General features: G+C 69.9%; 9 protein-coding genes. 3 read left to right on the top strand and 6 right to left on the bottom strand.

What is annotated here, in order from left to right; all coding sequences use genetic code 11:
- The first annotated feature begins 282 nt into the window (after positions 1-282).
- The 3 genes from pta to pyk all read left to right on the top strand — a co-directional run bounded on the left by pta (position 283) and on the right by pyk (position 5,335).
- Positions 283-2,436 (top strand): phosphate acetyltransferase, encoded by a 2,154-nt coding sequence (gene pta / locus ACWF94_RS02835; RefSeq protein WP_453484031.1) that lies wholly within the window; start codon positions 283-285, stop codon positions 2,434-2,436.
- Between the two features lie 159 nt (positions 2,437-2,595).
- On the top strand, positions 2,596-3,831 hold the full coding sequence (locus tag ACWF94_RS02830; RefSeq protein WP_453484029.1) for an acetate kinase: 1,236 nt from the start codon (positions 2,596-2,598) through the stop codon (positions 3,829-3,831).
- A 73-nt stretch (positions 3,832-3,904) separates the two neighbouring features.
- Complete coding sequence (pyk, locus tag ACWF94_RS02825) at positions 3,905-5,335, top strand: pyruvate kinase (RefSeq protein ID WP_453484027.1); 1,431 nt, start codon at positions 3,905-3,907, stop codon at positions 5,333-5,335.
- 200 nt (positions 5,336-5,535) lie between these two features.
- Here the strand turns inward: pyk and ACWF94_RS02820 are convergent, their stop codons facing one another.
- The 6 genes from ACWF94_RS02820 to ACWF94_RS02795 form a co-directional block, all read right to left on the bottom strand.
- Complete coding sequence (locus tag ACWF94_RS02820; protein ID WP_453484025.1) at positions 5,536-7,056, bottom strand: hypothetical protein; 1,521 nt, start codon at positions 7,054-7,056, stop codon at positions 5,536-5,538.
- Positions 7,046-7,729 (bottom strand): DUF6114 domain-containing protein, encoded by a 684-nt coding sequence (locus tag ACWF94_RS02815; protein WP_453484023.1) that lies wholly within the window; start codon positions 7,727-7,729, stop codon positions 7,046-7,048. Before ACWF94_RS02815 ends, ACWF94_RS02820 begins: the two co-directional genes overlap by 11 nt.
- Before the next feature lie 98 nt (positions 7,730-7,827).
- On the bottom strand, positions 7,828-8,484 hold the full coding sequence (locus ACWF94_RS02810; protein WP_453484021.1) for a DUF6230 family protein: 657 nt from the start codon (positions 8,482-8,484) through the stop codon (positions 7,828-7,830).
- A 775-nt stretch (positions 8,485-9,259) separates the two neighbouring features.
- Positions 9,260-10,231, bottom strand: coding sequence for a tetratricopeptide repeat protein (locus ACWF94_RS02805; RefSeq protein WP_453484019.1), 972 nt, complete (start codon positions 10,229-10,231; stop codon positions 9,260-9,262).
- 144 nt (positions 10,232-10,375) lie between these two features.
- Positions 10,376-10,780, bottom strand: coding sequence for a hypothetical protein (locus ACWF94_RS02800; protein WP_453484017.1), 405 nt, complete (start codon positions 10,778-10,780; stop codon positions 10,376-10,378).
- Positions 10,781-10,859: 79 nt separating this feature from the next.
- A partial coding sequence (locus ACWF94_RS02795) for an acyl-CoA mutase large subunit family protein (RefSeq protein ID WP_453484015.1) occupies positions 10,860-12,547 on the bottom strand: 1,688 nt, incomplete at its 5' end.

The raw sequence follows: 12,547 nt of genomic DNA, 5'->3' as shown, positions 1-12,547 counted from the left end.
GAGTCTGGAAACGATTGTTCCACGCGTCTCGTCTACCCGCCCCCCTCTTCTCACACCCGGCAAGCGCCTTACTCGTCCACAGAGGTATTGTCAAGAGGAAGGGGCCGCTCACCGGCGGTTTTTTGTACGACCTTTTGCACGGCCTTTTGTATGACTTATACGGGGGTCTGTGGAGGACGGTCCGACGCCGTCGGGTGCGGTCCGGCACTGTGTACGAAAAGGGCCGCCGGGGCCCGGTTCGGCCCATGGCACACCATCAGCGAGCACGGACGGAGACCACGCGTGACGCGCAGCGTGTACGTGACGGGGATCGACCGCGGGGACGGCCGCCAGGTCGTAGAGCTGGGAGTCATGGAGCTCCTGACCCGCCAGGTGGACCGGGTGGGCGTCTTCCGCCCCCTGGTGCACGACGGCCCCGACCGGCTGTTCGAGCTGCTGCGCGCGCGGTACCGGCTGACCCAGGACCCGGCGTCGGTGTACGGCGTGGACTACCACGAGGCCGCCGCGCTCCAGGCCGAGCGGGGCACCGATGAGCTGGTCTCCCGGCTGGTCGACCGCTTCCACCAGGTGGCCCGGCAGTACGAGGTCGTCCTCGTGCTGGGGTCGGACTTCGCCGACACCCAGGTCCCCGACGAGCTGGCGCTGAACGCCCGGCTGGCGAACGAGTTCGGCGCCTCGGTGATCCCAGTGGTGAAGGGCCGGGGACAGAGCGCCGAGTCCGTGCGGGCGGAGGCCCGTAACGCCCATCGCGCATACGAGGCACTGGGCAGCAATGTTCTCGCCATGGTCGTCAACCGGGTCGCCCCCGCCGACCGCGCCGTCATCGCCGAGCGGCTGGCGGCCCGCCTTCCGGTCCCCTGTTACGTCCTGCCCGACGAGCCCGCGCTCGCCGCCCCCACGGTGTCCCAGATCACCCATGCCCTGGGCGGCACGGTGCTGCTCGGCGACGACGCGGGGCTCGCTCGGGACGCGCTCGACTTCGTCTTCGGCGGTGCGATGCTGCCGAATTTCCTGAACGCGCTGACCCCCGGCTGCATGGTGGTCACCCCCGGCGACCGCGCCGATCTGGTGGTGGGCGCGCTGGCCGCGCACTCGGCGGGCACCCCGCCGATCGCGGGGGTGCTGCTCACCCTGAACGAGCGGCCGAGCGACGAGGTCCTCACCCTGGCGGCCCGGCTCGCGCCGGGCACCCCCGTGGTCTCGGTCCCCGGCAACAGCTTTCCCACAGCGGCCCAGCTCTTCGGCCTCGAAGGGAAGTTGAACGCCTCCACCCCGCGCAAGGCCGAGACCGCCCTCGGCCTGTTCGAGCGCCATGTCGACACCGGCGAGCTGCTGGCCCGGCTCGCGGTGGCCCGCAGCGGCCATGTCACCCCGATGATGTTCGAGCACGAGCTGCTGGAGCAGGCCCGTTCCGAGCGGCGCCGGGTCGTCCTGCCGGAGGGCGCCGAGGAGCGGGTGCTGCGCGCCGCCGATGTGCTCATCCGCCGCGATGTCTGCGACCTGACGCTGCTGGGCAACCCCGAGGTGATCCGCAAGAAGGCGGCCGACCTGGGCATCGATCTGTCCGCAGCCCAGCTGATCGACCCGGACACCTCCGAGCTGCGCGCGCTCTTCGCCGAGCGGTACGCGGAGCTGCGCGCGCACAAGGGCGTGTCGGTGGAGCTGGCGTACGACGTGGTGGCGGATGTGAACTACTTCGGCACCCTGATGGTCGAGGAGGGCCTGGCCGACGGCATGGTCTCGGGGACCGTGCACTCCACAGCCGCGACGATCCGCCCCGCCTTCGAGATCATCAAGACCAGGCCAGGGGGTACCTCCCTGGGCGAAGCCTCAGGGGGAGCCTCCATCGTGTCGTCCGTCTTCTTCATGTGCCTCGCCGACAAGGTGCTGGTGTACGGGGACTGCGCGATCAACCCGGACCCGAATGCCGAGCAGCTCGCCGACATCGCCGTCCAGTCCGCCGCCACCGCCGCCCGCTTCGGCGTCGATCCCCGGATCGCGATGCTCTCGTACTCCACCGGGACCTCGGGCACCGGCGCGGACGTCGACAAGGTGCGGGAGGCGACCGAACTGGTGCGCCGGGCCCGCCCGGATCTGCGGATCGAGGGCCCGATCCAGTACGACGCGGCGGTCGAACCGTCCGTCGCGGCGACCAAACTGCCCGGCTCGGCGGTGGCGGGCCAGGCGACGGTGCTGATCTTCCCCGATCTGAACACCGGCAACAACACCTACAAGGCCGTGCAGCGTTCGGCCGGCGCGGTGGCCGTGGGGCCGGTGCTCCAGGGGCTGCGCAAACCGGTGAACGATCTGTCGCGGGGCGCGATGGTCAGCGACATCGTAAACACAGTGGCCATTACAGCTATCCAGGCGCAGCCGGAGCGGGCCGCCGGCCCGGCCGGTGAGTCCATACGGGCCGAGCGCGCCGAATCCGTCTGACCCGACCTGCCCCGGGCTCGACCTGCCCCGGCCCGACCAGACCCGGGCCCGGCCAGTCCCGACCAGACCAGACCCGGGCCCGACCTGACCCGGCCCGACCAGACCCGACCGACCTGCCCCGGCCCGGCCCGTACGCCCCCGAAACACAGAGAAGGCCCCATGACCGCGACCCGTGTCCTCGTCCTCAACTCCGGCTCGTCGTCGGTGAAGTACCAGCTGCTCGACATGCGGGACGGCTCACGGCTGGCGGTCGGGCTGGTCGAGCGGATCGGCGAGGCGACGTCCCGGCTGGTCCACTCCCCGTCGGGCGGCGGCGGGCGCGAGCGCACCGGCCGGATCGCCGATCACGACGCCGCGCTGAAGGCGGTCGCCGACGAGCTGTCGTACGACGGGCTGGGGCTCGACTCCCCCGAGCTGGCGGCGATCGGACACCGGGTGGTGCACGGCGGGCTGCGGTTCACCGAGCCGACGGTCATCGACGAGGAGGTGCTCGCCGAGATCGAGCGGCTGGTGCCGGTCGCACCGCTGCACAACCCGGCGAACATCACCGGAATCCGTACGGCGACCGCGCTGCGTCCTGATCTGCCCCAGGTCGCGGTCTTCGACACCGCCTTCCACACGACGATGCCGGAGTCGGCCGCGCGCTACGCCATCGACGTGGAGACGGCGGACGCCCACCGCATCCGCCGCTACGGCTTCCACGGCACCTCGCACGCCTATGTCTCCCGGGAGACGGCGAAGCTGCTGGGCAGGGCGCCGGAGGAGATCAATGTGATCGTGCTGCACCTCGGGAACGGCGCGTCGGCTTCGGCGGTGGCGGGTGGCCGGTGTGTGGACACCTCGATGGGTCTGACACCGTTGGAGGGACTGGTGATGGGTACCCGCTCCGGTGACATCGATCCGGCGGTGACCTTCCATCTTGAGCGGGTCGCGGGAATGTCCGTGGACGACATCGATGTACTGCTCAACAAGAAGAGCGGTCTGGTGGGGCTGTGTGGCGACAACGACATGCGGGAGATCCGCCGCAGGATCGACGCGGGCGACGAACGTGCACTGCTCGCGTTCGAGATCTATATCCACCGGCTGAAGAAGTACATCGGCGCCTACTACGCGGTCCTGGGCCGGGTGGACGCGATCGCCTTCACCGCCGGGGTCGGGGAGAACGCGGCGCCGGTACGGGAGGCCGCGATCGCGGGTCTGGCGGAGCTGGGCCTCGTACTGGACGAGGGGCTGAACGCCCGGCGGTCCGACGAGGCGCGGATCATCTCGGCCCCGGACGCACGGGTCGCCGTGGCGGTCGTCCCGACGGACGAGGAGCTGGAGATCGCCCGCCAGACATTCGCCCTGGTAACCGCCCCGGTGGCCGCCCCGACATCCCGAGAAGCCCTCGGCTGAGCGGCCCTCCGCCCATATGTACTTTCCGACAGTCGAAAAATTCCGAGCCGAAACAAACCGATAGGATCGCCTTATGCGCCGTTCCAAAATCGTCTGCACGCTGGGCCCAGCCGTCGATTCGTACGACCAGCTGAGGGCCCTCATCGAGGCCGGTATGAATGTGGCCCGATTCAATATGAGCCACGGGTCCCACGCCGAGCACGAGGACCGGTACCACCGCCTCCGCAAGGCCGCCGAGGACACCGGCCGGGCGATCGGCGTGCTCGCCGACCTCCAGGGCCCCAAGATCCGGCTGGACACCTTCGCCGAGGGCCCGGTGGAGCTGCACCGGGGCGACGAGTTCACCATCACCACCGAGGACGTCCCCGGCGACAAGTCCATCTGCGGCACCACGTACAAGGGTCTGCCGGGCGATGTGTCCATGGGCGACCAGATCCTGATCAACGACGGCAATGTCGAACTGCGCGTGGTCGAGGTATCCGGCCCCCGGGTGAAGACGATCGTCGTCGAGGGCGGTGTGCTCTCCGACCACAAGGGGATCAACCTGCCCGGCGCGGCGGTGAACGTCCCGGCGCTCTCCGAGAAGGACATCGAGGATCTGCGCTTCGCGCTGCGGATGGGCTGCGACCTGGTGGCGCTGTCGTTCGTCCGGGACGCGAACGACGTCAAGGACGTCCACAAGGTGATGGACGAGGAGGGCCACCGGGTCCCCGTCATCGCCAAGGTGGAGAAGCCGCAGGCCGTCGCCAATATGGAGGACGTCGTCATGGCGTTCGACGGGGTGATGGTGGCGCGTGGCGACCTGGCGGTGGAGTACCCGCTGGAGCGGGTCCCGATGGTGCAGAAGCGGCTCATCGAGCTGTGCCGCCGCAACGCCAAGCCGGTGATCGTGGCGACCCAGATGATGGAGTCGATGATCACCAACTCCCGGCCGACGCGCGCCGAGGCGTCCGATGTGGCCAACGCGATCCTGGACGGCGCTGACGCGGTGATGCTCTCCGCCGAGTCGTCGGTGGGCGCGTATCCGATCGAGACGGTCAAGACGATGTCGAAGATCGTGACGGCAGCGGAGGAAGAGCTGCTCGCCAAGGGCCTCCAGCCCCTGGTCCCGGGCAAGAAGCCCCGTACCCAGGGCGGTTCGGTGGCCCGCGCCGCATGTGAGATCGCGGACTTCCTGGACGGCAAGGCCCTGGTCGCCTTCACCAAGTCCGGCGACACCGCCCGCCGGCTGTCCCGCTACCGCGTCTGTCAGCCGATCCTGGCCTTCACCTCCGAGCCCGCGACCCGCAACCAGCTCTCGTTGAGCTGGGGCGTGGAGTCGTTCGTCGTGCCGCACGCCGACAACACGGACGCGATGGTGGACCTCGTGGACGGCGAGCTGCTGAAGCTCCAGCGGTACAACGAGGGCGACACCATGATCATCACAGCGGGTTCGCCTCCCGGGGTGCCCGGCACGACCAACATGGTGCGGGTGCACCACCTGGGCGGGGAGACACGGGGCTGACCTCCCGGCCACCGATCCACCCGGTGAGGTTTGTGGGCCGCACCCCGGCGCGGGCGGGGGTACGGCCCTTGGCCCGGGCCGGAGTCGGCCGGTATCGGAGTCGGACCCGGTGCGGGGGGGGTGCCGGAGTCGGCCCGTAGCGGATTCCCGGTCCCGGAGTCGCCGGGGCGCACACGACGGCGTCCGGGGCGCCCCGGTGGTCAGTCGTCGGTGTCGGTGTCCGCGTCGGTGTAGTAGTTGTGCAGGCCGGGGATGGTCAGCGTGCCGCCGAACTGACCCGCCTGAGTCACCGTCACATCGGTGAACACCGCGTACGGGATATCCAGCGGCGGCGGCGACTCCGGGCTGAAGGTGACCGGGATGAGGCCGAAGAGATTGCCCTTCAGCTCCTCCGTGTACATCGTCACCGTGCCCTCGCGGATGGTCGAGGTGGAGCCCTTCCGCGCCTCGACATGACCGGTCCGGCCGAGGGGCCCCTGTACGAGCTGGTGCAGGTTCCCGATGTCCACGCCCGACGCCGTGAACTTCAGCACCTTCTTGATCTTGCCGCTGCCCGTCTTCACCTCGACGATGCCGTGGTAGTCCAGGCCGGACAGGGTGAGCTTGCTGGACTTCAGGATCCAGGGTTCGTCAGGAAGCAGCGGAAGGCCCTGTTCCAGCTCCGCCGCCGCCAGTGCCTCGGGGTCGGCGGTCGGGCAGGGGAAGCGGGGCTTGGCACCGTCGGGTATGTCCTCGTCCCTCTTGGGGTCGCGGCCCTTGACGTCCTCGCCCAGTTCCTCGACCTTCGCCCCGGCGCGGGCGGCGGCGTCCCTGATGGCGTCCTCGGCCCTGTCGTTGGCTTCGTCCTCGCTCGTGTCCTCGCTCGTGTCCTCGGCCTTGTCGTGCGCCTTGTCCGGGGCATCGTCCTCGGCCTTGTCCGCACTACCGGCCTTGTTCGCAGTGTCGGCGTTGTCCGCACTACCGGCCTTGTTCACCCTGTCCGCAGTGCCGTCGGGGGCCCGGTCGCCCGGGTCCGTGGCCGGCTTCGAGGAGGGCCGGGAGGCAGGCTTCGCGGTGTCCGGCGCGGTGTCCGACGCGGTGGGCTTCGGGGAAGGAGTAGCGGTGTCCTGGCCGCCGGGGCCGTCGATCAGGTCCTTGAGGGCATCGCCCAGACCCAGTGGATCCAGCGGGTTCGTGGTCTTTCCGGCGCTCGCAGCACCACCCGGCGGCGGCGTGGACCGGGCGGGCCCGGTCGGCGTGCCGGGTGCCGTCCCGGCGGAGGCGGACGCGGAGGCGGACGGCGAAGGACTCGTACCCGACCTGCGCTCGTCGCCTTCCTCCGTATCGCCGTTGCCCTCGCTCTCGTCGTCCGCGTCGGCCGACTCACTCGGGGCCGGGGCCGGGGCCAGGGCCGATGACCGCGAGGGCCCGGGGGAAGGTTTCGTCGTCCCGGACGGTCCGGACGGCTCGGGCGGCTCGGACCCGGCCGGTTCGTCCGAACGGGTCACACAGGGCCCGGGGGCGAAGGGGATGTCCTTGTCCTCGGCGAGTGCCGGCCGGGGGGTGAGGCCCATGCCCACCAGGACGGCCGTCGGCATCGCGGCCAGGGCGATCGCCTTGCCCGCCGGCCGCTGGAGCCTGGCCAGCAGCGACTTTCTGGCCGCCGCGTGGCGCGGGCCCTTTCTGGTGCCGCTCGTCCCCTCGTGCCCGGTCGCGGTCAGGGGTGTGGCATCACCCTGCACTGTTCCTCCCGCCGTTGGCTTCGATGGTGGTGTCCTGTGTGCTCGCCCCGGGCTGCTCCCGCTCCCCCGATCCGGGCGTGCCCACCGGGTCCACGGCCGCCGGGGTCGCGGACGCCGGGGCAACAGTCGCCGGAGCCGCAGGCGCCGAGGCCGCAGTCACCGGGTCCACAGGCGCCGGAGCAGGGTCGGTGTCTGTACGGGTATCGGTACGGGTGTCGGTACGGGTGTCGGTACGGGTGTCGGCGCCGGTCCCGCTCCCCGGGGGCAGCGGCTTCCCCGGCGCCCAGGCGATCGCGAGCGCGCCCCCGAGCAGCGAGAACACAAAGCCGACGATGAAGCCGCCCAGATTGGCGACCGGCAGGGAGACCAGCGCCAGCAGGATGGTCGCGACTCCCGCGAACACCCGGACGATGTGGTGGAACCACATCGTCAGCCCCAGCGTGACGAGCAGTACGCCGATGATCAGCGAGCCGGCGCCCGCCGTCGTCGATATGGACAGCGTCAGATGCCCGAGCTTGAGGCTCGCGTAGGGAAGATAGGCGATGGGGATTCCACCGAGCAGAGTGAACAGCCCTGCCCAGAAAGGCCGTTGACCCCGCCAGTCGCGGAACCGCCGCCGGAGGGCGCGGACAATGTGTTCGTTCTGCCCCGTGGCCATGGACTCGGCGCTCATGGAATACAGCTCCCTGGAACTGGTCTCGCGGTGTGGAGAGTTGAGCGGGCGGGTGGGGCCGTACCGGCGTCCCCCCGCCCGCCCGGACGGAGTGACCGTCAGTAGCACTCGACCTTGGGGCCGTCGCCCTTGTGCAGACTCATCTTCAGACCGCCCAGCTTGAAGGTCCCCGCGGTGGTCGCCCACGCCTTCTGCTTGACGCCGGTCAGGACGGCCCGGTCGGCCTGCTGCGCGAAGCCGTTCTCCAGTACGGAGGTGTCCTTGACGACAGGGCCCTTGCCGACGCCCGGCTTGTCCGTGTCCTTGGTCGCGACACCGATGTCGATGTTCGAGAACGTGGCGTCGCCCTCAAGCTCGGAGATATCGAGGTAGAGATTCTTCGCCGAGACCTGCTTGCTGCCCTCGCCCGCCTTGAGCTGAAGGGTGATCTTGCCGAGCAGTGGCACATCGGTGACGACCGACTGACACATGTTCTTGATCGTGGCGCTCTTGAACGACGAGACCGCGATGGGATGCGCGACCTTCTCATCGCCCTTGAGGCTCTTGTAGCCCATGTCGACGCCGCCGTACTGGGCGAATCCCTGGCCGTCGAGCTTGCCCGCCGTGACTTTGAACTCCTGGCCTGACACAGCGAACGACGCGGCGAGCGCCCCCTGTGCCAGACCGATGCCTATCGCGGCCGTCGCGGCCACACTCGGCACCATGACCAGGGCGAACCGCTTCCATCTGGTTCCGCCACGAGCCATATGCTCCATGACTTTCCTCCTTCTCGGACGTACATCTCCGGTCCGGACTCTCAAAGTCCGTCCTGGGATGGGAGAAGTGCTACGTCCTCGGAAAGGAGAGCGCCCGCGCCCTCCGGCGCTTACCGCGTCCGGAGAACCGGCGATCACCCCCGAGCGACAACCACTGGTCGCGCCTGACGCATCACGCACAACCTGACCCGGACAGGCCCCGCCGTACGGCGGGAACCCCCCTGCCCGCAGCCGGCGCCCGGCGCCGGCCGGCCCGGTGGGGACCCAAGATCCACTGCCCGGCTGGGGGCCGGACGGTGCGTTTTTGGACCGAGCGTCGCCGATCGTGGTGCATTCCACACCCCGAGCACAAGGGGGTTCATTACTCGCTGGTAACGGGGCGGTATCCGCTATACGTCCGACTGGTACCGCACAGCCACACAGGGTGCGGTCACCCGTGACGCCAGAAGGGGAGATTGCCGCCAATAAGCGGATAGAACAAGCCAGTTGATTTACTGCGAGTAACAGACAGTCGAATTACCAAGTTTTGGTAAAGAGATGCCGCGTAACATGACTCTGCCGCCAGAACGGCGGTGACGCACCATCCGCGCCACCGCCGCATACCACTACAGTCCCGGCGGAACGGACCCGCCCGCCCGGGACAGTTCCGTCCAGGCGGGTCCAGTCCAGCGACTCCGGTACGGACCGGTACGGATCGGCCCGCGCCGGTCCGTACCGACCCCGCGCCGGTCTGTTCTGACCCGCGCCGGTCCGTACCCGCCCGCGCCGGTCCGGATCAGTACAGCGCCCTGGCCAGTGCCGAACGCGCCGCAGTCACCCGCTTGTCGTCCGGGCCGATGACCTCGAAGAGTTCGAGCAGCCGCACCCGGGCGGTGTTGCGGTCGTCGCCCGCCGTACGGCGTACCGCCTCGACAAGACGGCCGAAAGCGTCCTCGACATGACCACCGGCCAGATCCAGATCCGCCGCCGCGATCTGCGCGGCCACATCGTCCGGGCGCTCGGCCGCCTCCTGGCGCACCGCGGCGGCGTCCATGTTCTTGACCCGGCCCAGCAGTTCGGCCTGGGCCAGACCGAGCTTGGCCTCGCTGTTGCCGGGATCGTCGGACAGAACGTTCTTGTACGCCTGCACCGCACCGCCGAAATCGCCCGCGTCAAGGGCCCGTACGGCGGCCTCAAGCAGTGCGTCATAGGGCCCGGCCGGCACTTCGGCGGGACCGGTGTTCGGCTCCGCCTCCGTGGCGTCGACGGCGATTCCGGTCAGCCCGAAGCGCTCCTCGCCGACCTGGATGAGCTGGTCGAGCGTCTGGCGGATCTGCTGCTCGGGGGCCGCGCCCTGGAAGAGCGGCAGCGCCTGCCCGGCGACCACCGCGAAGACGGCGGGAATGCCCTGGATACCGAACTGCTGCATCAGCATCTGATTGGCATCGACATCGATCTTGGCCAGCACGAAGCGGCCGTTGTACTCCTGTGCCAACCGCTCCAGCAGCGGACTCAGCTGCTTGCACGGCTCGCACCACTCGGCCCAGAAGTCGAGGACGACCGGGACCTCGGCCGAACGCTGGAGCACATCGCGCTCGAACCCGGCCTCATCGACGTCGATCACCAGACTGGAAGGGGATACGGCACCGCCGCCGCCCTGGCGCGCGGACTCGGCACGGGCCTGCTCCGCCTTTGCCTTGGCCTCACCGGCCGCTTTCAGCGCGGCGAGGTCGACGACGCCGCTCATGGACATGTTCCTAGGCTGCATGAGTACATCCTCCCCCCTCCGCCCGCCCATGTGAAAAGGGAGCCTTCGCGTCATACTGTCCGGCGCGGGTCCCCACCCCCGCATCCGTGGCTGTCGCGGAGCGCCGAGCCGGTGGACGCGGCGTGGGCCCGCGCGTTCTCGGCGCTACTGCTCGCCGGTCTGTCCTCGCTCCCGCGCTGAGGCCCGCACCGACGACGTACGCACCGGGTTTCCGGCCGGCTCGCCGCCGGACGGGCGCAGACCCGCGCGCGCCAGGGCGTCGCGCGCCGCGAGGTAGCCCGCCACCTTGAACGACTGGGCGGGGCGGGCGTCGGGGTGGTGGCGCGCGTCCCTGACGACGACGCGGGCCGCGACACCGTCGAGCCCCGCGCGTACGCCGTCGAACAGCGGCACCACACAGTCGGCCGGCAGATTCTCCTCGGAGACAGCGTTGTCACAGCCGTCGCCGGGTTCGAAGTCCAGGGTGACGACGGCGAACAGATCGCCGCCGCAGCTGATGCGCCGCAGCCTGGCCGTGACATCACGTACGGGAACGGTGAGCCTGGTCACTCCGTCACCGTACGCCGCGGCCCCCGGCGCCGGACGCCGGGGGGCATAGGCCCGGCGGGCGGGCGAGGGGCGTGCGGGGTCAGAAGCCGGGCGGCTCCGTGTAGGTGCCCCATTCGTCCCGCAGGGCATCACAGATCTCGCCGAGCGTCGCTTCGGCGCGTACCGCGTCCAGCATCGGGCCGATCATGCTGGACCCGTCGCGGGCCGCCGCCAGCATCGCGTCCAGCGACGACCGTACGACGGCGTCGTCGCGCCGCGCCCTGCGCTCGCCCAGGTCGCGCACCTGCTCGCGCTCGACCTCGTGGCTGACCCGGAGGATCTCCAGGTCACCGGTGACGGAGCCATGGTGGACATTGACGCCGACGACCCGCTTGTCCCCCTTCTCCAGGGACTGCTGGTAGCGGAAGGCGGACTCGGCGATCTCGCCGGTGAACCAGCCGTCCTCGATCCCGCGCAGAATCCCGGAGGTGATCGGGCCGATGGGGTGCTGCCCGTCCGGGTGCGCCCGCCGGCCGCGCTCCTTGATCTGGTCGAAGATCTTCTCGGCGTCGGCCTCGATCCGGTCGGTGAGCTGTTCGACGTACCACGAGCCGCCCAGCGGGTCCGCGACATTGGCGACGCCGGTCTCCTCCATCAGCACCTGCTGGGTGCGCAGCGCGATCTCGGCCGCCTGCTCGCTCGGCAGGGCGAGGGTCTCGTCCAGGGCGTTGGTGTGCAGGGAGTTGGTGCCGCCGAGGACCGCGGACAGCGCCTCGACCGCCGTACGCACGACGTTGTTGTACGGCTGCTGGGCGGTGAGCGAGACGCCCGCGGTCTGGGTGTGGAAGCGGAGCCACTGGGCCTTGTCCGTCTTCGCGCCGTACACATCGCGCATCCAGCGGGCCCAGATCCGGCGGGCCGCGCGGAACTTGGCGATCTCCTCGAAGAAGTCGAGGTGCGCGTCGAAGAAGAAGGAGAGCCCGGAAGCGAACCCGTCCACGTCCATGCCCCGGCTGAGCCCCAGCTCCACATAGCCGAAGCCGTCGGCGAGGGTGTACGCCAGCTCCTGCGCGGCCGTCGCCCCCGCCTCGCGGATGTGGTAGCCGGAGACCGAGAGCGGCTTGTACGCGGGGATGTCCCGGGCGCAGTGCTCCATGAGGTCGCCGATCAGCCGCAGATGGGGCTCCGGCTGGAACAGCCACTCCTTCTGGGCGATGTACTCCTTGAAGATGTCCGTCTGGAGCGTGCCGTTCAGTACGGCGGGGTCGACGCCCTGGCGCTCGGCGGCGACCAGATACATGCAGAAGACCGGGACGGCCGGGCCGCTGATGGTCATCGAGGTGGTGACATCGCCGAGCGGGATGCCCTTGAAGAGGACCTCCATGTCGGCGGCGGAGTCGATGGCGACTCCGCAGTGGCCGACCTCGCCCAGCGAGCGGGGGTCGTCGGAGTCCCGCCCCATGAGCGTGGGCATGTCGAAGGCGACGGAGAGCCCGCCGCCGCCCGCCGCCAGGATCATCTTGTAGCGCTCATTGGTCTGCTCGGCGTTGCCGAACCCGGCGAACTGGCGGATGGTCCAGGTACGGCCTCGGTAGCCGGTCGGGTGGAGGCCCCTGGTGAAGGGGTACTCCCCGGGCCATCCGATCCGCTCGAAGCCCTCGTACGCGTCGCCCGGCCGGGGCCCGTAGACCGGCTCCACCGGGTCCCCGGAGAGCGTACTGCGCGTCCAATCCCTTGGGGGCTTCGCCCCCAAACCCCCGGCCGCGTCCCGCTTGCGGGCCTTGTCAT

Source organism: Streptomyces sp. NPDC055078, from assembly GCF_053607985.1.
Note: the sequence above shows the minus strand (reverse complement) of the source record. Positions and strands in the feature narration are given on the sequence as shown.